Origin of the sequence: Flavobacterium sp. RSP46, from assembly GCF_003984825.1 — a bacterium.
Taxonomy (GTDB): Bacteria; Bacteroidota; Bacteroidia; order Flavobacteriales; family Flavobacteriaceae; genus Flavobacterium.
The window spans coordinates 191,356-213,792 of the sequence record NZ_RYDM01000005.1 but is presented as its reverse complement, the minus strand read 5'-3'; the positions used below and the strand labels follow the sequence as shown (position 1 = coordinate 213,792).

Here is a 22,437-nt window from a genome sequence, read left to right as displayed (position 1 = left end):
TACGCTTTTCCTGCCGAGCAATCGGCAGGAAGAAACTTTCTAATACTTTTTATTTTCTTTATCTCAGTATGTTAAGAAATTATGTAACTGATGTTTATAATATATAAACAACATTACAGTAATTGCACAAAGCAATTATAACCTCTTAAGGTGGTTATTGCGGCGGGGCTCACCTCTTCCCATCCCGAACAGAGTAGTTAAGCCCGCCTGCGCAGATGGTACTGCAGTTATGTGGGAGAGTATGTCGTCGCCTTTCTTTATTTGAACCCCAGTCTGAAAAGACTGGGGTTCTTTTGTTTATAGATACCACGTGTTCGCCCTGCGGGCTCGGTTCGTCGCCTTTCTTTATTTGAACCACAGTCTGAAAAGAATGGGGTTCTAAAAACTCTTTAACGAGTGATCCTTACGATCAAACCCAAAATCATGCTAACCGTCATAAACTCAAAGCTACCCATGCGCAACAAAGCGATTACACGGGATTTCTATGTGAACCACTTGGGTTTTCAAGAATTGGGTAGTGCTGACTTTGACGGGTATTTGATGGTGTAAAAAGACACGATTGAAATTCATTTTTTTGAGTTTATAACCTATCTAAATTTAAATATGCATCTGTCTTAAAGGAGATTAATACAAGTATAAGTTTAATAGAAGAGAATACCAAGACGAACTAGGGGATCAATCCCAAAACCTGTGGAGCGATAAAAATTAAGCATAAATATTTGTTAGTCTAAAAAGGAAAAATTCTATATTTCTAACCGCTCTGAATTGAGATCTAAACGCTTTTATTTTAGCATTGAATGACTTAGCCGATGAATTTGTGCTTCTATTATCAAAATAGTTTAATATTGTTTGGTAGTGATTCATTATTGATCTTGAGATTGTATTGAAAGATTTAAAGGTTTAAACCCTGATTGATTTACTTTTTCATGCCATCTAGCGAGCCTTGAAAGACCATTAATTTTATCGGTTGTTCTCTCAAAGATGGTTCTTAAATCTTGAGCTAAGTCATAGGCTTTTTCAATATAGGGATACAATTCAAACAACAACTTGGCACGTTCTGCTTGATTTTCGGACCATTTTGATTTGTTTTTATATAAGAAATAGCGACTTCTTGCCAATAATTGTTTGGCAGTATCATCATTTGCTAATAGTATAGGGTTGTATTTTTTCTTTGATGATTTTGCTTTTTCTATAGCTTTATTCTGGAGGTCAATTGCTTGCCAACGATACTAGATTCTGATTTCTTGTAAAGCTTCTTAAGCTAACTTTTGAACATGAATTTAGCGAAGCGGTATCTCGAATTCCAAAATTTCAATGAAAATATATGAGTAAACCGGTCGGTTACCCTTGTGGCATTTGGAAAGCACATCTTGGCAATTAATGCCATATTTGCTGCCATGTACAATGTAATTTCCGAGACTTGATTGCGTTGTTTTAGAGAGATTTTTTTGATAATTGCAATAACAGTATTGGCTTTAGTTCCGGCAATCATTGCAACTATAGTTCCGTTCTTTCCTTTTGCTGCTTTATTGGTTAAGATAGTATAGAATTCTGCGTTGGAGAGAGAAGTTTCATCAATCGATAAACGTTTGCTTAAGTTTTTTGGAAAAATAAGCCATTGTTTGGCGTGTGATAGTTCATCCCACGTTTTGAAATCACTTAGGAAATCTTTGTATTGATGTTGCAGATTTTTGATACTAACTCCATAGAAAGAAGTAATGGCTTTACAATCATTAGGCTTCGAATCTATTGATCTCTTTTAAAAAATACGCAAACTTTTTACTGATGACGCTGCTAAACAAATTCACGAAAATAGATACGGTGGGCAAATAGCTTGAGGTGATTATGATATTGATATGAGTAGTAGTGTAACTAGTGGCACTTTTGGAGTTAGTAAGGAAATAGACGCTTATAATACACAGTATTAATTTGAGGGTAATATTGAATATTGTACTTGCTAACTTTACCCGCATAAAAGTTAAGAATAAAAGCCTTAATTTTAAATTATGAAAAAGAAAAGGAAAATTTATTTTAATCAACAGTAATAAGTGCCAAAAAATTGAAGTTATTGTCTAAAACAGAATGTTACGCCAATAAAAAACACTTCTTATTAAAAATAGTTGCTAAATTGAATTTATAAAACCAATCAAACGCTTATTTTTGCGCTATGGCAAAGAAAAATACAGACAAAGTTGTCTTTCATCAAATAAAAGTCCTTGATGCTGGTGCAAAAGGCGTATCGGTAGCAAAGGCTCCCGATGGTAAAGTAGTTTTTATCCCGAATGTGGTTCCGGGTGACGTGGTTGATGTGCAAACTTTTAAGAAGCGCAAGGCGTATTACGAGGGAAAAGCAGTTCATTTTCATGAATATTCGGAGCATCGTGTTGCACCTATTTGCGAGCATTTTGGTGTTTGTGGCGGTTGTAAATGGCAGAATATGAAATACAGCCAACAATTGCATTACAAACAAAACGAAGTGAAAAATCATTTGCAACGCATTGGAAAAATAGAACTTCCTGAATTTGAGTCAATTCTTGGTTCGGAAAAGCAATTTTTTTACAGAAACAAAATGGAATTTTCATTTTCTAACAGCCGTTGGTTGACCGAAGCGGAAATTGGCAGCACCGAAGATCTAGGAAATAGAAACGCACTTGGTTTTCATATTCCGAAAATGTGGGATAAAATTCTGGACATCAACAAATGTCATTTGCAAGAAGATCCATCGAATGCCATTAGAAACGAAGTAAGAGACTTTGCCAATGCGCATGGACTGACTTTTTTTAATCCAAGAGCACATGAAGGTTTGCTTAGAACGCTGATGTTGCGAACCGCTTCTACTGGTGAAATCATGATTTTGATCCAGTTTTTCGAAAACGATAAAACCAACAGAGAATTACTTCTGGATCATCTTCACAAGAAATTCCCACAAATCACTTCGTTGCAATACGTTATCAATAATAAAGCCAACGATACTTTATACGACACCGATATTAAATTATATAAAGGAAGAGATTACATCTTGGAAGAAATGGAAGGATTGAAATTCAGTATTAACGCCAAATCTTTTTATCAAACCAACTCTGACCAAGCCTATGAATTGTATAAAATAACGCGCGATTTTGCCGGACTTACCGGAAACGAAATCGTGTATGATTTATACACCGGAACTGGAACAATTGCACAGTTTGTATCTAAGAATGCCAAAAAAGTTATTGGAGTTGAAAGTGTTCCAGAAGCCATTAAAGATGCCAAATTAAATGCGGAACGCAATGAAATTACTAATTGTGAGTTCTTTGTAGGTGATATGAAAGTGGTTTTCAACGATAGTTTTATAGCACAAAATGGACACCCTGATGTGATTATTACTGATCCGCCAAGAGACGGAATGCATAAAGACGTAATTGAACAAATCATGAAGATTGCGCCTGATAAAGTAGTTTATGTCAGTTGTAATTCGGCAACACAAGCGCGTGATTTGGCGTTGATGGATGAGAAATACAAAGTGACCCGGGTACGTCCTGTGGATATGTTTCCACAAACACATCATGTAGAGAATGTTGTACTTTTAGAAAGAAGAAAATAGTGGTCAGTTTGCAGTTTTTAGTATTCAGAACTTAAATTACGGAACACTAAAAACGGCACACTGAACACTGAATAGTATTATATGAAAAAAACATTTTTATTGTTATTGTTTTTCGTTTTCGCTTTCTCCAGTTGTGAGAAAGATGATATTTGTGATGCAAATACCCAAACTACTCCAAGATTAGTGATAGAGTTTTATGATTTTTCAAATCCTTCTGTTCTAAAAAATGTAACAAATCTAAAAGTAGTTGGTGAAGGAATGACGGATGGAATTGTTTTTAATGGTCTCCAAACTACAAGTGCAAATAAGATTTCGATTCCATTGAAAACAGCCAAAACTAGCACCAGTTATAGTTTTACGCTGAACTCTGGAAATCCTAATTCAGCATTGGTTGATGAAGATAATATACAATTTAAGTATACTACACAGGAACTTTTTGTCTCCAGAGCCTGTGGCTACAAAACAATATTCACATTGGATCCAACAAATCCATATACACATACTGATGCAACAACGGCAAATCAAAAATGGATACAATTTATATCGGTTGAAAGAAGTAACATCGAAAATGAAAATGAAATACACATTAAGATCTTTTTTTAGTTTTGGTCTCCTGTTGTCGTTGACTTTGATGCAAGCGCAAGAGAAAACACCTGTGAAAGATAGCACGAAAACTACCCAAACAGATGAAATCATTCCCGAAACTCCATTGCAGCGGGTTGGAATCAATACGGAACCAAAAAATAACGATTCGATTCCCATAAAAACAGATCGCTATGGGATACGTGTAGGAGTTGATTTATTCAAACTGACGCGAGCTTTATACGACCAAAATTATAAGGGAATTGAATTTGTAGCCGACTATAGGTTGACTAAAAAATATTTTTTAGCGGCCGAAATTGGTAATGAAAATAAAACTACAGCTGATGATCGCGTCAATTTTACCACCAAAGGTTCCTACATAAAAGCCGGTTTTGATTATAATGCTTATGAAAACTGGCTGGATATGGAAAATGTGATTTCTATAGGAATGCGCTACGGTTTTAGCACATTTAATCAGGAATTAAACAGCTATCGCATCTACAATGCAAACCCTTATTTTGGTGAAGTCCCGGAAATTGTATCCGGCAAAAAGTTCAGTGGACTATCCGCCAGCTGGATTGAAGTGGTGGCTGGAATAAAAGCTAAAGTATTTGACAACGTATTTATGGGATTCAGCCTTCGATTGAACCGATTAGTAACCAATAAAGAACCGGAAAATTTCTCTAACTTATATATTCCCGGATTCAACAGAACTTATGATGGCAGTTTTGGAGTAGGCTTCAATTATACGGTGACGTATTTTGTCCCTATTTATAAGAAAAAAGTAGCACCTTTTGCAGTCCCAAAAAAGTAGATAAAATATAACCGCCAATTTGCTAATTATTAGTTTTATAAGAATTAGAGATTTAGCGGTCACTATTTTAAAAATTGAATGTCTTAGGATTTCTAAACTATCCTATTTCCTTAATTCCTTTCATCAAAATCCACTTCATGAATAATTTCTCTCCGTCTTTGGTTTTTATCGCATGGAATTTTGGAGATAAAAGTGTTCCTATGACAAATGCAGTTAACGGAATCCATAATCCGGTTAAATTCGTGTAATGTTCCACTACATATCTCGCAGAAATAAATAAAATCGCAAAACATCCCAATTGATATAAGAATGCTCGTATTTGTAATTTAGTCATTTTTTAAGTTTTAAAATTTTAAATTCAAAGGTCGAAAGTAAAAACAGAATACTAGTTTATTCAGCATTATCAGTTGTTACCTGAAACTTTGTTCTTTTACTGCCTTCATACATTTCGTATTTTACCAAACGGGCTTCTAAGCCGGCATTGAAAAGTTTAATTTTTCTGGAAGGTTTTAGCCCTACATATTTCAAAGCTTCCAAGTTTGCTGTAATCATCCAGGCATTCGTGCCAGGATAGTTTTTCTTTAAAGTATCGCCAATGTTTTTATAGAATTCTTCCATGTGAATATCCAATCGCTCATCATACGGCGGGTTGAAAACAATATGAAGTTTCCCTTCGGAAGACTTCTCGGTATCAAAAAAGTTTTGTTCCTCGATAGAAATATACTCCTCCAGATTGGTATTCTTGATATTGTCTTTGGCTTTTTGAACGGCACTTGGTGCTTTATCATAGCCTTTTATGGTGTAATGAAACTCCCTAACGCGTTTTAGTAAACTGTCTGAAATACTATCAAACAAATCATTGTCCCAATCGTTCCATTTTTCGAAAGCAAATTCCTTACGGTTGATATTTGCCGGAATATTACAGGCAATCATTGCTGCTTCAGCCAGAAATGTTCCGGAACCACACATTGGATCTAAAAAATCCGTTTGACCGTCCCAACCAGAAAGCAGTAAAATTCCTGCAGCCAAAACCTCGTTGATAGGAGCAATATTGGTAGCAGTTCTATATCCACGTTGGTTCAACGGATTACCTGATGTATCCAGTGCTACTGAAACCTGGTCTTTATCAATATGAATATTGATTCTCAAATCAGGATGTACTTTATCAATGCTAGGTCGTTGCCCAGTTCTCTCTCTGAACTGATCTACAATTGCATCTTTACATTTTTGAGAAACAAATTCCGTGTGATTAAAATATTCTGAATGCACGGTGGTATCAATCACAAAAGTCTGATTAGCACCAATCAATTTAGACCAATTGACTCCCGAAATTCCTTTGTATAAAGCCTGTTCATTATTAGCCTTGAAAAAATAAATTGGCTTTAGGATTTTCAAAGCCGTGCGCAAAGATAAATTCGCTTTGTACATGAACCCTTTATCGCCTTTAAAACTTACCATTCTCACACCTTGCTCTACGTTTTGTGCACCAAGGATTTGCAATTCTTTTGCTAATATTTCTTCAAAACCAAAAAAGGTTTTGGCAATCATTTTATAATTATTTTCCATTTGCGCCCTTTACCCCTCAAAGGGGAAATTGTTATCGTTATATTCGGCAAAAATACACTAAATTTGCATCAATCGAATTAATTGAAAAAGAATAAATGTCTGCAGCACAAAATCCGCCAACTGAAAACCAACTTAAATCAACTGAAAACTGGTATACTTCCTGGTTTGACACTCCGTATTATCACATTCTGTACAAAGACCGAAACTATAGAGAAGCACAGATTTTCATGGATAATTTGACGCATTATCTCAACTTGCCTGAAAAAGCTAATGTATTGGATTTAGCCTGTGGCAAAGGCAGACACTCTATTTATTTGAATCAATTAGGTTTTACGGTTTTGGGTGCGGATTTATCAGAAAACAGCATTGCTGAAGCTACTAAAAATGCAAATGAAACCCTTCATTTCAAAGTACATGATATGCGGGAACCTTTTGATGAAAAATACGATGCCATTTTTAATTTATTTACTAGTTTTGGTTATTTCGAAAATGACCAAGATAACCTGACTACGCTAATCGCAATCAAAGAAAGCCTATCGGAATATGGATTTGCTGTGATTGACTTTATGAACGTCACCCAAGTTATCGAAACACTGGTTCCCGAAGAAACTAAAACGGTCGAAGGAATCGATTTTCACATGAACCGTTATCTGAAAGAAGGATATCTGTATAAAGAAATTAAATTTGAAGACAAAGGACAAAAGTTTCACTTTACCGAAAAAGTTAAAGCATTAAACCTAAAAGATTTTGAGATGTTAATGGAAGAAGCCGGTATTTATTTGTTAGATATTTTTGGCGATTACAAATTAAAAAAATTCCATAAAACAGATAGTGAACGACTAATCATGATTTTCAAATAGTTGTTGGGTTAATTGGTTAATCGTTTATAAGGTTAATCAAAAAAATAAACCGGAAGAAAATCAACAAATAAACGATTCAACAAAGAATATGAATTACCTTTTACCTTTACTTTCCGTACTTATAGGATATAGTATCGCCTTGGTTTTAAAACCAAAAAATAAAACCAATCTAAAATTACTATTGGCCTTTAGTGGTTCGTTTCTGCTTTCCTTGACCGTAATGCATTTGTTGCCAGAAGTTTATGAAAGTGTAAATCCAACTATCGGACTCTTTATTATGCTTGGAATATTGTTCCAAATTATATTGGAATTTTTCTCAAAAGGTGCTGAGCACGGACACGTACACGGATATGAAACCATGACCCAAATCCCGTGGTTATTGTTTATCAGTCTTTGCATTCATGCCTTTCTGGAAGGATTCCCGGTAAGCCATCATCATGATTTAGCGGTAGGAATTGCCATTCATCATTTGCCTATAGCCATTATTTTGACTACTTTTTTCATCAATTCAAACCTGAATAAAAAGGCTATCTTTTTCTTCATGATCACTTTTGCAGTCATGACGCCGTTGGGAACTGTTCTGTCGGATTATTTGCCTATATTAAATGAGTATTATACTGAAATCACAGCCATTGTAATTGGGATATTATTCCATATCTCTTCCACCATTATTTTTGAAAGTAGTGAAGGACACAAGTTTAACATCGCCAAAGTTTCCATGATCGTGATAGGAATTGCGCTGGCGTATTTTATATAATTTTACAATTTGGGCGTGACCGCAAGGGTCGGGCTATATGTTGCAATCTTTTTTATTCCGCTGTCGCTACATAAAAAAGGATTTCCACTTCTATCCCTCACGCAAGAAATAAATGTACGGGCACCTCGCGAGTTGTCCCTTCAAAAAAAATAAATATGGAATTCAAAAAAACCACCGAGCAATCCTCAAAATACGATCATTTAGAAAAAATGTCGGTTCAGGAATTGCTTTCTAATATCAATCAGGAAGACAAAACCGTTCCGCTTGCCGTAGAAAAAGCCTTGCCACAAATAGAAACTTTAGTGACTGAAATTGTTACCAAAATGAAACTCGGCGGACGATTATTCTACATTGGCGCAGGAACATCCGGTCGTATCGGGATTCTTGATGCATCGGAATGTCCACCAACTTTTGGAGTTCCTTTCAATTTAGTAATCGGGATTATTGCTGGTGGAGATACCGCAATCCGCAAAGCCGTAGAAAATGCCGAAGACAACACAACTCAGGCTTGGATAGACTTAAAAGCTTTCGAGCTAAATGAAGATGATGTAGTTATAGGAATAGCAGCTTCCGGAACAACACCTTATGTTATTGGAGGATTGCAAACTTGCAACGAAAATAATATTACTACAGGAAGTATTTCTTGCAATGCAGGAAGTCCGCTTTCGCAAACCGCAAAATTCCCTATAGAAGTAGTTGTTGGGCCCGAATTTGTAACTGGAAGTTCCCGTATGAAAGCAGGTACGGCACAGAAACTGGTACTCAACATGATCTCAACAGCCACTATGATTCAGCTGGGAAAAGTAAAAGGCAACAAAATGGTCGACATGCAACTGAGCAACAGCAAACTCATAGATCGTGGCATAAAAATGATACTGGGAGAAATTTCTGTTTCCTATAAAGAAGCTGCCGAATTATTAAAAAAACACGGAAGTGTGCGAAAAGCAGTTGATAATTACAAAAAGTAACACTTGTTTTTCAACATATCGATTACCTTTGAAGAGTAAACCTATAAACAAGAAAAATGGCAACCAACAAAGAACTTTTATCTAAAGGAATTAAATATTTGGCAGGTGCTTTGCCTTTGCTGTTTATTGGTCCAATTGTCATTACTAATGCTTTTATGAATCAACACAATGTTTGGCACTATTTAGTTTTAGCAATAGGTATCATTACCTGCATCAGTGCAATGTATTTGATGTATTTGGGACTAAAAACAATTATGAAAAGTTTATTTAATGACTAATGGAAAACCTAATTCACGTTCAAAAAACATTCGAAAAAGTTATTTACGTCGATAAAAAAGTGAATAACAGAGAATTTGAGGATTGCGTTTTTAGAAACTGCGATTTATCCAATAGTGATTTTTCTTATAGCAGTTTCATGGATTGCGAGTTTATTGATTGTAATCTGGCTATGACTAAATTATCCGGAGCAAGCTTAAAAGGGATACAATTCAAAAACTGTAAATTACTTGGAATTCAATTTGAAGAATGTGATGATTTCTTGTTTAATGTCAGTTTTCAGGAATGTGTTTTGGATTATTCTTCGTTTGCCAATAAAAAAATGCCAAAGACAAAATTCATTTCCTGTTCGTTAAGAGAAGTAGGTTTTGTTGGGACCAATCTTACGAGTTCCGTTTTTGACAATAGCAATCTGGATGGTGCTGTTTTTAATAATACGCAATTAGCTGGAGCCGATTTTTCAAAAGCAACTGATTTTAAAATTGATCCCGAATTCAATCCGATGAAAAAAGCAAAATTTTCGACACAAGGAATTATTGGTCTTCTGGACAAATATGATATTAAAATACAATAATCTACTACCCCAGATGGAAGTGAAAACCAAGCAAGGCTTAAAGCTATTTTTTCTTGACTAAAAAGAACGACTAAAAGAAGTTCCTTTTTTGTCAATAGAAAAAAAAATTAAGCCTTGGGAGTTGCAACGCACAGCTGGATTAGGTACTAAAAAAAATAAAAATGAAAAAAATAATATTTCTTCTCCCACTGCTATTGCTGTTGTCTTGTTATACTACAGAGCGCAACTGCAAAGATTTTAAAACCGGAAAATTCAAATTTGAATATGACGTAGACGGTGTTACGAAAACGGCTTTTTTTGAGCGCAACGACAGTATTGAAATTGAGACTTTTGAAGGAAAAACGGATACAGCTTCCATTCGTTGGATCAGTGATTGCGAATATGTACTGCAAAAACTGCATCCTAAAAACATGGCTGAAGAAAAAGCTATTGGTATGAAAATTTTGACTACATCAAAAAAATCGTATACCTTTGAGTTTGGAATGGTTGGTTCTGATGCCAAACAAAGAGGAACAGTAACAAAGATTTCGGATTAAATATTTTAAATCAAACAATTATAACTACATAAAATGGAAGTATTTTTAAATCCTGATGCTTGGGTAGCACTGTTAACATTGACGTTTCTAGAAATCATACTGGGTATTGATAATATCATCTTTATCTCGATTGTTACAGGAAAATTACCCGTTGAAAAACGAAAAAAAGCGACGCAAATTGGTTTGTTTCTAGCCATGTTCATGCGAATTGCGTTGTTATTTGGGATTACACTTCTTATTGCAATGAAAGAACCGTGGTTTAGTGTGGATTGGGGTTGGTTCTCTGCTCATTTTAACGGGCAAGCGATGATATTATTGGCCGGTGGTATATTTCTGATTTACAAAAGTACCAAGGAAATTCACGAAAAAGTAGACCATAAAGGAGAAGAAGAAAAAAATTTAAAAACTTCGGCGGCAAAATCATTTGCTAACGTTATTGTCCAGATTTTGTTGATTGACCTTATTTTCTCCGTAGACAGTATTTTGACTGCTGTAGGCATGACTAACGGACTGGAAGGTGCATTGTATATTATGATTACGGCTGTTTTAATTTCTGTTGGGGTTATGATGCTGTTTGCGGTGCCGGTTGGAACGTTTGTAAACAACAATCCATCTATACAGATTTTAGGTTTGGCATTTTTAATTCTGATTGGTTTTATGCTGATCACGGAGAGTATGCACTTATCCGAAGCAGTATTGGTAGGCCAATCTGTAGGAGTGGTTCCTAAAGCTTATTTGTATTTTGCAATTGCCTTTTCATTGGCTGTCGAGTTCCTAAACATGAAAATGAGAAAGAAAAAATAATTATTTATAAAAAAAAATGCTCCAAATCGGAGCATTTTTTTTATTCTAAACTTAATATTATCTGACCGTCATCATCGCGCTGTATGCCTGAATCGTCAGCATTAGTTTCCCCTTTTACTTCCAATTCTTCCGCAATAATTTCCTCCGGTGCTTCATAAGGCAAAGAGTCCAGCAGGTTTACTTGTTTTAACTTATCAGCGGTTAATTGATTCCCTAGTGCTTTAAATCCTTTGAGTGCAATAAACGACTCTATATCTACAGTTATATTTTCTTTTTGAACGCCTTTCACTTTTGTGAAAACTAATTCAGCTACTGGACGATACTCTGTTGATGCAATTTCAAGATGTGAATTAGCATGTTCTGTAATAAAACTTTCCTCTTTGTTTTCGGTTTCCACCAAAAAGCGTTTGATGTAGTAACGTTCTTTTTCACCATCATAATAAATGGCTGAAATTGGTTTTTTTGGAATCCATTTTTCTAAAACGATCATATCTTCATCGAAATGTGTAGATAATTCTGGTGTAATTACCTTTACTTTTCCGGATTGCGAAAGGATCAAAATTTTATCATTAGGTCTAAATTCGCCTAACAGTTCTCCTCTTCCATCCACATTAAGTCTTTGTACGGTTTCATCAAACCATACTTTTCGAGGCAATAATGTTGAAATTCCTTTTTCTTTTAATTCAATTTTCTTGATTGGATATTTAGTGACTAAATTTCCTTTCGAACCTCTTCCTTTTATAGCTAAACTCGCAAAATCAATGTCGAATTTTAGTTTTTTGACAGTTCCCACCTGACGCAACATAATGGTAATTACTTCTGCCTCTCCGTTTGGATTACAGGAGAAATACACCACTTGTGATCCTGTACTTTCATTCGTCAGATCATACGCTTTGTCTCTAGTCACACCTGAAACATTGAACCGTTTTATATAAGAAGGTCCTGATTTTCCGTCACGGTAAATCGTATTGTAAATGGTCCGTTTATCACTTTTGTCAAAAATGGCAATATGAATGATATCTTTTCCCACAAAGGTTTTGGCATCTACCTTGGTAATTATCATTTTTCCGTCACGCAGAAAAACAATTACATCGTCAATATCAGAACAGTCTGTAACATATTCGTCTTTTTTTAAACTCGTTCCTACAAAACCTTCTTCTCTGTTTACGTACAATTTAGTATTTCTAAGGACTACCTTCGTGGCTTCGATATCATCAAAAACACGAAGCTCAGTTTGGCGTTCTCTCCCTTTGCCGTATTTCTCTTTTAATCGTGTGAAATAGGCTATAGCAAAATCAATCAGATGTTCTAAATCGTGTTTCACTTGTTCAATATCTCCTTCCAGCGCTTGAATTTTATCTTGAGCCTTGTTGCTGTCAAATTTAGAAATACGCATGATTCGGATGTCCAATAAACGCAGAATATCGTCTTCGGTAACGGCGCGCTTCAGGTGTTTAATGTAGGGTTTCAGTCCATCATCTACCGCTTTAATGACGCCTTCCTTAGTGGTCTGTTCTTCAATATCACGATAAATTTTATTTTCGATAAATATACGTTCCAAAGAAAGAAAATGCCATTGCTCCTCTAATTCACTCAACTGGATTTCGAGTTCGCTTTTCAGTAATTGGACCGTTCTGTTGGTCGAAATTTTCAACATCGCAGAGACTCCAATAAACAGCGGTTTGTTGTCTTCAATCACACAGCCTAATGGTGCCACCGAAGTTTCACAGGCCGTAAAGGCAAACAATGCATCAATGGTTTTATCAGGAGAAACACCCGGAAAAAGATGAATTAATATTTCGACCTCAGCAGCGGTGTTATCTTCAATTTTCTTGATTTTGATTTTCCCTTTTTCATTGGCTTTCAAAATACTGTCAATCAAAGTCGTCGTATTGGTCGAAAACGGAATCTGGGTAATTACCAAAGTATTTTTATCTAGCTGACTAATTCTGGCTCGCACACGGATACGTCCACCACGCAATCCATCGTTATAATTGGATACATCTGCAATTCCCTGTGTCAAGAAATCAGGATATAAAGTAAACGGTTTTCCCTTTAATATTTTTATCGATGAATCGATTAATTCATTAAAATTATGAGGCAATACTTTCGTAGAAAGACCTACTGCGATTCCCTCGGCTCCGGAAGCTAATAATAATGGGAATTTAACTGGCAGGTTATTGGGTTCTGCCCGTCTTCCGTCATAGGACACACCCCAATCGGTAATTTTTGGAGAGTACAACACTTCTAAAGCAAATTTAGACAAACGTGCTTCAATGTAACGCGAAGCCGCAGCACCATCACCTGTCAGAATATTTCCCCAGTTACCTTGACAATCAATCAGTAATTCTTTTTGCCCTATTTGCACCATCGCATCACCGATACTCTGATCTCCGTGAGGATGATATTGCATGGTGTGCCCAACAACATTGGCCACTTTATTGTAACGACCATCATCCAGCTCCTTCAAAGAGTGCATGATACGGCGTTGCACCGGTTTAAAACCATCTTCAATAGCCGGTACGGCACGCTCTAATATTACATACGAGGCATAATCCAGAAACCAGTCCTTATACATTCCCGTAACTTTGGTAATGGTATCGTTGCCGTCTTCTTGATTGTCGTAAAAATGCTGGCCTTTCGAGGTTTTTTCTTCAGATTGATTTTCATTAATCGAATTATCTTCTTCCTGACCTTCTGGTAATATGTTATCGTCTTCTTCGTCTTTCATTATCTTGATTCCGAAATTAATTGTATTAAATCTTATCTGCTTAGCAGAATTGTTTTGTATTTGCTAGCAAAAATTTGCTCATTCTTTTCAGGTAAAGTATATTCTAAAACCAAATCACTTTTGTTTTGGCACAGTACAATTCCTATGGTTTTATTTTCATCTTCAAAACGCATTTCTCGGTCATCTTAATTGACATACATTTGCATTTGTCACAAATCTTGGTGTTTTAATTCTCCTATTTTTAAATCAATCAGTATAAAACATTTAAGAATCCTGAATTTTTTTGATAATTTAATTTATTTAAATCTACAGACACTGTCTGCGCTTTTTGAAATTTGAATTCCGCAGTCAGTGATTGCGAATTTCGAATTTCTAAAATCCGGGTCAATGAATCGGATTTTGAATAAGTTATGTAAAATTGTTTTATTTGTTCTAAATTCCGAATCGAAAACCCTTTTCCAAACTGAATAGTCAACTGTTCAGAAAGTCCTTTTAGTAGTTGCTTTCCGCATTCAGCTCGTTCTTTTCCGCTTTGCTCTTCTTCAACAATCATTCTTCCCATTTCAAAATAGGTGTAAACCATTGTTGAATTTACGGTACGTAAAACCTGTTGACGGGTATTTTGCAACAGCGTGACCACTTGAGAAAATAAAATTTTATTTTGAGAATTATTTGGAATTGTATTTTCTTCGTCTTTCATTAAATATATTCTATTGAATAGTAGTTAATTATATTTTTTGTCTTAAAATGCTAAAACGAATATTTTTCTTTACAAATATGCTCTTCTTTTGTGACACTATTTCCATTTTTATCCAACTCTTTTTTTACAACTGTTTCACATTCCTTGTGATCATTGCTCTTTATAATAAAAAAAGTAGCTGAAAAACTGATCACAAATAGTAGGGCAATAAGAATAAGTATTCTTTTTGTAGGCATTTTATAATTATTTAAATTTTCTCAATCACATCTAATTCCACCTTCAAATTCTTGATGATAAATTCCTGTCTGTCCGGCGTATTCTTGCCCATATAGAACGACAATAATTGCTCAATCGAAGTGTTTTTATCCATCATAATGGGTTCTAAACGAATGCTTTCGCCTATGAAATTTTTGAACTCATCCGGTGAAATTTCACCTAGTCCTTTGAATCGGGTAATTTCTGGTTTTGGTTTTAATTTTTCAATAGCATTTCTTCGTTCCTCATCAGAGTAACAATAAATGGTTTCTTTCTTGTTTCTAACCCTGAAAAGTGGCGTTTGCAAAATGTATAAATGCCCTTCTTTTATCAATTCAGGGAAAAACTGCAGGAAAAAAGTAATCAATAACAAGCGAATATGCATTCCATCAACATCCGCATCTGTAGCAATTACGATGTTGTTATACCGCAATTTTTCTAAGCCATCTTCAATATCCAGTGCCGCTTGCAGCAAATTGAACTCTTCATTTTCATATACAATTTTCTTGCTCATTCCATAGGAATTCAAAGGCTTACCACGCAAACTAAAAACGGCTTGCGTATTTACATTGCGCGATTTAGTAATGGATCCGGATGCAGAATCTCCTTCGGTAATAAAAAGCGTGCTTTCCAGATTTTTAGGGTTTTTAGTATCTGGGAGATGCGCCCTACAATCTCTTAATTTTTTATTGTGCAGATTTGCTTTTTTGGCACGATCTGTCGCTAATTTTCGTATTCCGGACAATTCTTTGCGCTCTCTTTCGGCTTGAATAATTTTTCGTAATAATGCTTCTGCGGTTGGTGGATTTTTATGCAAGTAATTGTCCAATTTGGTTTTCACAAAATCGTTTACAAAAGTACGCACGGAAGGCATTCCCGGTTCGGATCCCATGTCAGTTGAACCCAATTTAGTTTTGGTTTGCGACTCAAAAACAGGCTCCATTACTTTGATGCTGATCGCTGTAACGATTGATTTTCGAACATCCGAAGCTTCAAAACTCTTGTTGTAAAACTCCCTGATGGTTTTAACAATTGCTTCCCGGTAGGCTGCTAAATGTGTTCCGCCTTGAGTCGTGTTTTGTCCGTTTACAAACGAATGGTATTCTTCGCTGTATTGGGTTTTGCTGTGCGTCAAAGCAATTTCGATATCCTCACCCTTCAAGTGAATGATAGGATATTCTAAATCCTCAGCATGAATAGTTTCTTCTAATAAATCTTTCAGACCATTTTCTGAAAAATATTTTTCACCGTTGAAAAGAATTGTCAAACCATTGTTTAAGTAACAATAATTTTTGAGCATTTTGATTACATATTCATATCGGTATTTATAATTTTTGAAAATTGCTTCATCTGGAATAAAAGTAACTTTGGTTCCTTTTCGCTTGGTGGTTTCGATAATATCTTCTTCGAGAACAAGGTTTCCTGCTGAGAATTCTGCTGCTTTTTGTTTTTCATCTCTAACGGACTCTACTCTAAAATAATTAGACAACGCATTGACTGCTTTTGTCCCTACTCCGTTCAGACCAACTGATTTTTTAAACGCAAGCGAATCATATTTTCCGCCGGTATTCATTTTGGAAACTACATCAATCACTTTTCCCAAAGGAATTCCACGTCCATAATCCCTGACCGTAACGGTTTTATCTTTGATAGTGACCTCGATTGTTTTTCCAGCACCCATAACAAATTCATCGATACAGTTATCGAGTACTTCTTTCAGCAGAATATAAATTCCGTCATCTGAAGAGGAGCCGTCGCCTAATTTTCCGATGTACATTCCGGGACGCATGCGAATATGTTCTTTCCAGTCGAGTGACCGAATGTTGTCTTCGGTATATTGATTTTGATCGGACATTGTAGGTTTTGTGGATTTGGTGCTAATGTAGTGTAATTCGATAAAATTTAAAACAGGAAGTCATCAAAGTTATTAAGAATGATATTGACAACCGATTTAGAATTAACGATTTTAGATTGCAGATTTCAAATTGAAATTGATTTTTGATATTCGAATTTAAAAAATCTTGATAATCTCTTTCAACTGATTGTCTAATTCAGCATTAGAAATCTTATTATTTATCACATCAAAATTAGCCTCAAAACTAGGTAATGAAAAAGTTGCTTTTATGTTTCCGCCATAAAAGGGGAAAGCCTTATTTGCAATTCCCAAAACGCTTGCTCCGCCTCTGGCTCCGGGAGAAGTAGCCATCAATAACATGCGTTTTTCCTGAAAAACCTTCGCATTTATTCTGGTACACCAGTCAAAAACATTTTTGAAAGCGGCAGAATAATTTCCGTTATTTTCCGCCATGGATACCACTAGAATATCAGCAGTGGCAATTTTAGCCAGAAATGATTTTGCTAATTCATGCTGACCAATTTCTTTTTCTATATCGACGGTAAATATCGGCATTTGGAAATCATTTAAATCCAGCACCTCAACTACTGCATTTTCAAAAAGATTCGCTGCGTAAGTCGCTAATTTTTTGTTGATCGAGTTTTTGCTGGGGCTTGCGCCAAAAGCGATTATTTTCATGATACTTTATTTTGACTAAAAGTACTAAAAATTGGTTCAGCTCCAAAATAATTAGCCACAGACTGACCCATTTTGAAAACAAAGATGAAACTATGAAATCTGATATTTGCAAAATTAATTTTACCCCAGAGTGAAACGGAAAGCATTTTTCTGATCAATCTCATTTTTTTCTTGACATAAAAGAGCAACCAGCGGAAGCTCCTTTTTTTGTCTTAGAAAAAAGAGATTGTTGGGGAAATATTACTTCACTAAACTTTTATTTTAATTGGAGTTCAGTGAACTTCGTTTGAAGTTGAAAGCTGGATTGGGTACAAAAAAGTCGAAAGCTAATACTAACTTTCGACTTTATGACTTTGGATATTATGACTTATTTACACGTTGAATCTAAAATGCATCACATCACCATCTTTTACGATGTATTCTTTTCCTTCTACTTTGAATTTCCCGGCTTCTTTACATTTAGCTTCGGAACCGTAATGAACAAAATCTTCGTATGCAATCACTTCGGCGCGGATAAATCCTTTTTCGAAATCAGTGTGAATTACTCCTGCAGCTTGTGGCGCAGTTGCCCCAACATCTATAGTCCAAGCACGAACTTCTTTGACACCTGCTGTAAAGTAAGTTTGTTGTTTCAATAATTTATAAGCTGCACGTATCAAGACTGAGGCTCCGGGTTCGCTTAAACCCATATCTTCCAGAAAAACCTGACGCTCTTCGTAGCTTTCTAATTCGGTAATATCAGCTTCAGCACCAACCGAAAGAATAATTACTTCCGCATCTTCATCTTTGACCAATTCCCGAACCTGATCCACATATTTGTTTCCATTTACTGCTGAGTTTTCATCAACATTACATACGTATAAAACTGGTTTTGCTGTAATTAACTGAAACGCTTCCATCAAAACCTCTTCATCATTGTTTTGAGGAATTACTATTCTAGCTGATTTTGCCTGAAGCAATGTTTCTCTGATTCGGTCTAAAAGAGCTTTTTCGGTTTGTGCTTCTTTATTTCCCGTTTTAGCGGCACGATTTACTTTTTCTAAGCGTTTTTCAACATTTTCTAAGTCCTTCAACTGCAACTCGATGTCTATGGTTTCTTTGTCGCGGATAGGATTTACATTTCCGTCAACGTGAACAATGTTATCGTTATCAAAACAGCGCAAAACGTGGATGATCGCATTACATTCTCTAATGTTTCCAAGGAATTGATTTCCTAAACCTTCCCCTTTACTAGCTCCTTTTACTAATCCTGCAATATCAACGATATCGACAGTTGCCATTTGCACGCGTTCTGGTTTTACTAATTCTTCCAGTTTTTCCATTCTGGAATCCGGAACATTTACAACACCTATATTGGGTTCGATGGTGCAAAAAGGAAAGTTGGCACTTTGCGCTTTTGCATTGGATAAACAATTGAATAATGTTGATTTTCCAACATTTGGTAATCCTACAATTCCTGCTTTCATATGTAGATAATATTTATTTTTAATGGAGTATAGTATCGTCACTTTTGCTGTTTTTAAACAGATTTCATCACGATTTTGTAATGCTTTTTTTGAATGACACGCTAAACGTAAAATTTAGTAGCTACCGCTAAAAGTATGCAAAGATAAGATTTTAAAAATGTTTAAATAAGTAAAATTTCAGATTAAACGTGTCTGAAATATTTTTTATAAAAAAACGAAAAATTTACTAATATTTTGTTAAAAAAAATTATATTGCGATCGATTTAAAACCAAACCAAAAATCAAACAAAACTTATTATGAGAAAATTTGCATTATTATTATTTCTATTAAACATCTCGTTTCTTTTTGCACAAAAAGAAGTCTCGGGTGTTGTAAAAGAAAACACCGGGAATGCTTTGCCTGGTGTAAACATTGTTGAAAAGGGTACTCAAAATGGGGTTTCTACTGATATGAATGGAGCATACAAGATAAAAGTTAAAGACGGGGCTACTTTAGTTTTTAGCTATGTAGGTTTTGCTAAATTAGAAAAAGCAGTTACAAGTGCTGTGCTGAATGTTGTCTTATCAGAAGAAGGCGGACAAAATCTAAATGAAGTTGTAGTTACTGGAAGCAGAACTGCGCCAAGAAGTAATACCACATCAGCATTACCTATTGATGTTATTTCTGCAAAGGATTTAGCCTCAACAGGGCAAGCTTCTTTTGACAAAGCTTTACAATACAAGATTCCATCGTTCAACACCGTTCAGACTCCGGTAAATGATGCAACTTCATTACTGGATCCGTATGAGATTAGAAACATGGGACCGAGTAGAACGTTAATCCTTATCAACGGGAAACGTAAAAATTTAAGTTCTTTACTTTATGTACAAACCTCTCCGGGACGTGGTGAAACAGGTGCTGACATCTCTGCTATTCCTACTGATGCAATCGAAAGAGTGGAAATACTTCGTGATGGTGCATCGGCTCAATACGGTTCTGATGCAATTGCTGGGGTAATGAATATTATCTTAAAAAAAGGAACACGTGACGGATCAGTAACAGTAAGAAGTGGAATGACTTCTGCTGGTGACGGCGAAATGCTAGGTGTAAGTTTAAATAATGGAACAACGGTAGGAGAAAAAGGATTTATAAATTATACTATTGATTTTTCGAAAGTTAATTTATCTAACAGACCAGGGACTGTAGATGCCGCTGGTGAAGCAGCAGATTTTGGGGCTTCTCTATCAGACGTTCAGGCATTTTTAGCTAAAAAACCAGATGCAGGGAATATTAATGGTTCACCTGAAACTGCTGCTGCAAAATTCTTAGTAAATGGTGGAAGTGAATTAAGCGAAACATCTCAATTGTATTACAATGCCGCTTATGTTTACAAAAAAGTAAATTCATTTGCTAACTACAGAACTCCATATTGGATAACATTAGCATCTGCACCTTATTTGAAAGACTTATTTGGTGACGGTACTGCAGCTTCTTACCAAGGATATGTTCCTACTTTTGAAGGGGATTTAAATGACTATAACGGAACATTAGGTTACAAATCAACTAAAAATGACTGGAATACTGACGCGAGTATTACTGTAGGTGGTAACACCCAATCATATACTGTAAACAACTCACAGAATAGATCTAACATTGTAGATGGAAATGGTGCTCAAGTTTACAGAGACAACAGCCCAATATCATTCAAACCAGGAGGGACTGCTTTCAATCATATTGTAGGAAACTTAGATGTCTCTAAAATATTATCTGACAAAGTTAGTATTGGTTTTGGATCTGAGATGAGAACAGAAACTTTTGAAGTAATTGAAGGAGATAAAGCATCTTGGGACGGCATGGGAGCTGATTCATTTGCAGGTAATCGACCTGAAAATTCAGGATCATGGAATCGTTATAATTTAGGAGCTTATTTTGACCTTGCTTATGATGTGACCAAAGATTTCTTAATTAATGGTACTGTTCGTTATGAAGATTATAGCGATTTCGGTGGTGCAACAGTTTGGAAATTAAGTTCTAGATATAAATTTTTAGATGACAAAATTACATTAAGAGGGTCTATTTCTACTGGATTTAGAGCACCTACATTACACCAAATCTATACTCAAAAATCGCAGTATTCATTCCTTCCTGGACAAGGAATTCAAGTTAGTGGAATTATAAATAACGTTTCACCACAAGCACGTAAATTAGAAATTGATCCGCTAGATGCTGAGAAATCAACAAATATCACTATCGGAATTGGAGCAAAACCAACGAAAAATTTTAATTTCACAGTAGATTACTATAACATTAAAGTGGAAGACAGAATCGTTTTAGGTGACAGAAAGGATACTGATTTTGGAAATGTAGCTTGGTTTGAAAATTCATTTGACTCTAGAACTTCAGGTTTAGATGTAGTTGCTAATTACAACAACCTTCTATTGGGATCTGGAAAACTTGGATTCAATTTATCTGGAAATATTACTTTTCAAAATGAAAGAATCTCACCTGTAAAAAAAGACAATTTTGGACCTATACTTGAATCTTTAATGTTTACTTCAAGACCTGAAACAAAATGGATTTTAGGAGTGAATTATGAAATTGGAAAATTTGGTTTCTCCATTAACAACACTTACTTTGGAAAAAGTACCTTTAATCAAGATGGCTTAGCTACAAATGATCCGAATGCTCCAGTTGGCTCTGCAAATTATTTAAAAGCTAATTTAAAAACGGAGTTTATTCCAAAAGTTATTACTGATTTAGGAGTTACTTTTTCTGCTACCGAAAAATTAACTTTGGCATTGAATGTAAACAACTTATTGAATGTACTTCCTGAATGGAAATTTGTAGCAGAAAATGCTAAGGGTGTAGAACTTTTAAACGATCCTGCTCAAGTAAAAAATCAGTCTAACTTGATTACTTTCAACCAACGTTACTCTCAAATGACGTATGATGGATACCACTTTAGCCAATTAGGAACAATGTTTAATTTATCATTAAACTATAAATTCTAATTTAAGTATTTAATTAATTATAAAGGGCTGTCAATCGACAGCCCTTTTTGGTACTAATAATTAATAGAACAAAGGATTATTTTTGTTTTATTAAATTGATTTTTAGGTATTTAATTCGCATTTATGTAGTTGCACGATAGCTCAAAAAAATCAATTTTTGGGCCTTTCATCAAGTGAAAAATATTTTTTTGTCTGCTCCTTAAAAAGAGGTAGTTCCACAGGTTTCTCCTTTTTAAAATATAAACAAAAAAGGCTACTCATGTATCCGATTTAGAAAGATTAGAGAAACTATTTTCTTTGACAATCATTGCTTTTGTATGGTGTTATAAAATTTGTGACTATTTAGATGAAAACATCCAAATAATAATAAAAAAAAACATGGAAGAAGAGCAGTAAACGTTTTTAAATATGGATTTGATTACTTGTCAAAATTTATTTTAA

Annotated in this window: 21 protein-coding genes, 1 rRNA gene and 1 pseudogene; 13 read left to right on the top strand and 10 right to left on the bottom strand. The window is 35.2% G+C overall.

The genetic code is table 11. The annotated features are described in order from the left end of the window. Positions 1 to 146: 146 nt before the first annotated feature. Together rrf and EKM01_RS14840 are read left to right on the top strand one after the other, a co-directional pair. Positions 147 to 256: ribosomal RNA gene (gene rrf, locus EKM01_RS10370) — 5S ribosomal RNA — on the top strand. A 167-nt stretch (positions 257 to 423) separates the two neighbouring features. Further along, positions 424 to 549: a hypothetical protein gene (locus tag EKM01_RS14840; RefSeq protein ID WP_317125163.1), complete on the top strand. Its 126-nt coding sequence runs from the start codon at positions 424 to 426 to the stop codon at positions 547 to 549. A gap of 156 nt (positions 550 to 705) precedes the next feature. Here the strand turns inward: EKM01_RS14840 and EKM01_RS10360 are convergent. After that, positions 706 to 1,687 (bottom strand): annotated as a pseudogene (locus EKM01_RS10360) (transposase). A gap of 480 nt (positions 1,688 to 2,167) precedes the next feature. Between EKM01_RS10360 and rlmD the strand changes: the two are divergent. The 3 genes from rlmD to EKM01_RS10345 all read left to right on the top strand — a co-directional run bounded on the left by rlmD (position 2,168) and on the right by EKM01_RS10345 (position 4,979). Beyond that, positions 2,168 to 3,583, top strand: a complete 1,416-nt coding sequence (rlmD, locus tag EKM01_RS10355) for a 23S rRNA (uracil(1939)-C(5))-methyltransferase RlmD (RefSeq protein ID WP_126768214.1) — start codon at positions 2,168 to 2,170, stop codon at positions 3,581 to 3,583. 81 nt (positions 3,584 to 3,664) lie between these two features. Next, the gene (locus tag EKM01_RS10350; protein WP_126463076.1) at positions 3,665 to 4,186 is read left to right on the top strand and encodes a DUF6452 family protein; all 522 of its coding nucleotides are present in this window, start codon (positions 3,665 to 3,667) and stop codon (positions 4,184 to 4,186) included. Beyond that, positions 4,158 to 4,979: a DUF6048 family protein gene (locus EKM01_RS10345; protein ID WP_126576376.1), complete on the top strand. Its 822-nt coding sequence runs from the start codon at positions 4,158 to 4,160 to the stop codon at positions 4,977 to 4,979. Before EKM01_RS10350 ends, EKM01_RS10345 begins: the two co-directional genes overlap by 29 nt. A gap of 97 nt (positions 4,980 to 5,076) precedes the next feature. Here EKM01_RS10345 and EKM01_RS10340 read toward each other — a convergent pair whose 3' ends face one another. Both EKM01_RS10340 and EKM01_RS10335 read right to left on the bottom strand, forming a co-directional pair. Next, entirely contained in the window at positions 5,077 to 5,313 is a 237-nt protein-coding gene (locus tag EKM01_RS10340; RefSeq protein WP_126463073.1) for a hypothetical protein, read from the bottom strand. A 56-nt stretch (positions 5,314 to 5,369) separates the two neighbouring features. After that, positions 5,370 to 6,545 (bottom strand): class I SAM-dependent RNA methyltransferase, encoded by a 1,176-nt coding sequence (locus EKM01_RS10335; protein WP_126463071.1) that lies wholly within the window; start codon positions 6,543 to 6,545, stop codon positions 5,370 to 5,372. Positions 6,546 to 6,640: 95 nt separating this feature from the next. Here EKM01_RS10335 and EKM01_RS10330 point away from each other — a divergent pair, with 95 nt between their 5' ends. The 7 genes from EKM01_RS10330 to EKM01_RS10300 all read left to right on the top strand — a co-directional run bounded on the left by EKM01_RS10330 (position 6,641) and on the right by EKM01_RS10300 (position 11,320). Next, positions 6,641 to 7,405 carry a class I SAM-dependent methyltransferase gene (locus tag EKM01_RS10330; protein ID WP_126463070.1) on the top strand — a complete coding sequence of 255 codons (765 nt, stop codon included), beginning with the start codon at positions 6,641 to 6,643 and terminating at the stop codon, positions 7,403 to 7,405. A gap of 88 nt (positions 7,406 to 7,493) precedes the next feature. Further along, positions 7,494 to 8,162 (top strand): ZIP family metal transporter, encoded by a 669-nt coding sequence (locus EKM01_RS10325; protein WP_126562967.1) that lies wholly within the window; start codon positions 7,494 to 7,496, stop codon positions 8,160 to 8,162. Positions 8,163 to 8,317: 155 nt separating this feature from the next. Further along, positions 8,318 to 9,130 (top strand): N-acetylmuramic acid 6-phosphate etherase, encoded by an 813-nt coding sequence (murQ, locus tag EKM01_RS10320; protein ID WP_126553539.1) that lies wholly within the window; start codon positions 8,318 to 8,320, stop codon positions 9,128 to 9,130. 56 nt (positions 9,131 to 9,186) lie between these two features. Further along, on the top strand, positions 9,187 to 9,408 hold the full coding sequence (locus tag EKM01_RS10315; protein ID WP_126463064.1) for a DUF6095 family protein: 222 nt from the start codon (positions 9,187 to 9,189) through the stop codon (positions 9,406 to 9,408). Beyond that, positions 9,408 to 9,980 (top strand): pentapeptide repeat-containing protein, encoded by a 573-nt coding sequence (locus EKM01_RS10310; RefSeq protein WP_126553541.1) that lies wholly within the window; start codon positions 9,408 to 9,410, stop codon positions 9,978 to 9,980. Before EKM01_RS10315 ends, EKM01_RS10310 begins: the two co-directional genes overlap by 1 nt. Positions 9,981 to 10,141: 161 nt before the next feature. Then, on the top strand, positions 10,142 to 10,516 hold the full coding sequence (locus EKM01_RS10305; protein WP_126463060.1) for a DNA topoisomerase IV: 375 nt from the start codon (positions 10,142 to 10,144) through the stop codon (positions 10,514 to 10,516). Positions 10,517 to 10,549: 33 nt separating this feature from the next. Then, positions 10,550 to 11,320 (top strand): TerC family protein, encoded by a 771-nt coding sequence (locus EKM01_RS10300; RefSeq protein WP_126463058.1) that lies wholly within the window; start codon positions 10,550 to 10,552, stop codon positions 11,318 to 11,320. Between the two features lie 40 nt (positions 11,321 to 11,360). Here EKM01_RS10300 and EKM01_RS10295 read toward each other — a convergent pair whose 3' ends face one another. From EKM01_RS10295 to ychF, 7 genes are all read right to left on the bottom strand, one after another. Beyond that, entirely contained in the window at positions 11,361 to 14,051 is a 2,691-nt protein-coding gene (locus EKM01_RS10295; protein WP_126768211.1) for a DNA gyrase/topoisomerase IV subunit A, read from the bottom strand. A gap of 32 nt (positions 14,052 to 14,083) precedes the next feature. Further along, entirely contained in the window at positions 14,084 to 14,224 is a 141-nt protein-coding gene (locus EKM01_RS14835; RefSeq protein WP_231507362.1) for a PDDEXK nuclease domain-containing protein, read from the bottom strand. Positions 14,225 to 14,301: 77 nt separating this feature from the next. Further along, a complete protein-coding gene (locus EKM01_RS10285; RefSeq protein ID WP_126768208.1) occupies positions 14,302 to 14,751 on the bottom strand; it encodes a DUF1016 N-terminal domain-containing protein in 450 nt (149 codons plus the stop codon). Between the two features lie 50 nt (positions 14,752 to 14,801). After that, a complete protein-coding gene (locus tag EKM01_RS10280; RefSeq protein WP_126553547.1) occupies positions 14,802 to 14,987 on the bottom strand; it encodes a hypothetical protein in 186 nt (61 codons plus the stop codon). 11 nt (positions 14,988 to 14,998) lie between these two features. Continuing rightward, positions 14,999 to 16,861 carry a DNA topoisomerase IV subunit B gene (locus tag EKM01_RS10275; RefSeq protein WP_126463051.1) on the bottom strand — a complete coding sequence of 621 codons (1,863 nt, stop codon included), beginning with the start codon at positions 16,859 to 16,861 and terminating at the stop codon, positions 14,999 to 15,001. Positions 16,862 to 17,017: 156 nt separating this feature from the next. Next, positions 17,018 to 17,539: an NADPH-dependent FMN reductase gene (locus tag EKM01_RS10270; protein WP_126768205.1), complete on the bottom strand. Its 522-nt coding sequence runs from the start codon at positions 17,537 to 17,539 to the stop codon at positions 17,018 to 17,020. A 371-nt stretch (positions 17,540 to 17,910) separates the two neighbouring features. Then, positions 17,911 to 19,005: a redox-regulated ATPase YchF gene (gene ychF / locus EKM01_RS10265; RefSeq protein ID WP_126463046.1), complete on the bottom strand. Its 1,095-nt coding sequence runs from the start codon at positions 19,003 to 19,005 to the stop codon at positions 17,911 to 17,913. Between the two features lie 297 nt (positions 19,006 to 19,302). On the opposite strand from ychF, the gene EKM01_RS10260 reads away from it, so the two are divergent. Continuing rightward, on the top strand, positions 19,303 to 21,996 hold the full coding sequence (locus tag EKM01_RS10260; protein ID WP_126768202.1) for a TonB-dependent receptor: 2,694 nt from the start codon (positions 19,303 to 19,305) through the stop codon (positions 21,994 to 21,996). Positions 21,997 to 22,437 lie beyond the last annotated feature (441 nt).

Bases quoted from the DNA above. Each gene is read 5' to 3' on its own strand.
- murQ (WP_126553539.1), top strand. From the start codon at position 8,318: ATGGAATTCAAAAAAACCACCGAGCAATCCTCAAAATACGATCATTTA.
- EKM01_RS14840 (WP_317125163.1), top strand. From the start codon at position 424: ATGCTAACCGTCATAAACTCAAAGCTACCCATGCGCAACAAAGCGATT.
- EKM01_RS10270 (WP_126768205.1), bottom strand. From the start codon at position 17,539: ATGAAAATAATCGCTTTTGGCGCAAGCCCCAGCAAAAACTCGATCAAC.
- EKM01_RS10325 (WP_126562967.1), top strand. From the start codon at position 7,494: ATGAATTACCTTTTACCTTTACTTTCCGTACTTATAGGATATAGTATC.
- EKM01_RS10280 (WP_126553547.1), bottom strand. From the start codon at position 14,987: ATGCCTACAAAAAGAATACTTATTCTTATTGCCCTACTATTTGTGATC.
- rlmD (WP_126768214.1), top strand. From the start codon at position 2,168: ATGGCAAAGAAAAATACAGACAAAGTTGTCTTTCATCAAATAAAAGTC.
- EKM01_RS10350 (WP_126463076.1), top strand. From the start codon at position 3,665: ATGAAAAAAACATTTTTATTGTTATTGTTTTTCGTTTTCGCTTTCTCC.
- EKM01_RS10315 (WP_126463064.1), top strand. From the start codon at position 9,187: ATGGCAACCAACAAAGAACTTTTATCTAAAGGAATTAAATATTTGGCA.
- EKM01_RS10345 (WP_126576376.1), top strand. From the start codon at position 4,158: ATGAAATACACATTAAGATCTTTTTTTAGTTTTGGTCTCCTGTTGTCG.
- EKM01_RS10285 (WP_126768208.1), bottom strand. From the start codon at position 14,751: ATGAAAGACGAAGAAAATACAATTCCAAATAATTCTCAAAATAAAATT.
- EKM01_RS10275 (WP_126463051.1), bottom strand. From the start codon at position 16,861: ATGTCCGATCAAAATCAATATACCGAAGACAACATTCGGTCACTCGAC.
- EKM01_RS10335 (WP_126463071.1), bottom strand. From the start codon at position 6,545: ATGGAAAATAATTATAAAATGATTGCCAAAACCTTTTTTGGTTTTGAA.
- EKM01_RS10310 (WP_126553541.1), top strand. From the start codon at position 9,408: ATGGAAAACCTAATTCACGTTCAAAAAACATTCGAAAAAGTTATTTAC.
- EKM01_RS10295 (WP_126768211.1), bottom strand. From the start codon at position 14,051: ATGAAAGACGAAGAAGACGATAACATATTACCAGAAGGTCAGGAAGAA.
- EKM01_RS10330 (WP_126463070.1), top strand. From the start codon at position 6,641: ATGTCTGCAGCACAAAATCCGCCAACTGAAAACCAACTTAAATCAACT.
- EKM01_RS14835 (WP_231507362.1), bottom strand. From the start codon at position 14,224: ATGCGTTTTGAAGATGAAAATAAAACCATAGGAATTGTACTGTGCCAA.
- EKM01_RS10260 (WP_126768202.1), top strand. From the start codon at position 19,303: ATGAGAAAATTTGCATTATTATTATTTCTATTAAACATCTCGTTTCTT.
- EKM01_RS10305 (WP_126463060.1), top strand. From the start codon at position 10,142: ATGAAAAAAATAATATTTCTTCTCCCACTGCTATTGCTGTTGTCTTGT.
- EKM01_RS10300 (WP_126463058.1), top strand. From the start codon at position 10,550: ATGGAAGTATTTTTAAATCCTGATGCTTGGGTAGCACTGTTAACATTG.
- ychF (WP_126463046.1), bottom strand. From the start codon at position 19,005: ATGAAAGCAGGAATTGTAGGATTACCAAATGTTGGAAAATCAACATTA.
- EKM01_RS10340 (WP_126463073.1), bottom strand. From the start codon at position 5,313: ATGACTAAATTACAAATACGAGCATTCTTATATCAATTGGGATGTTTT.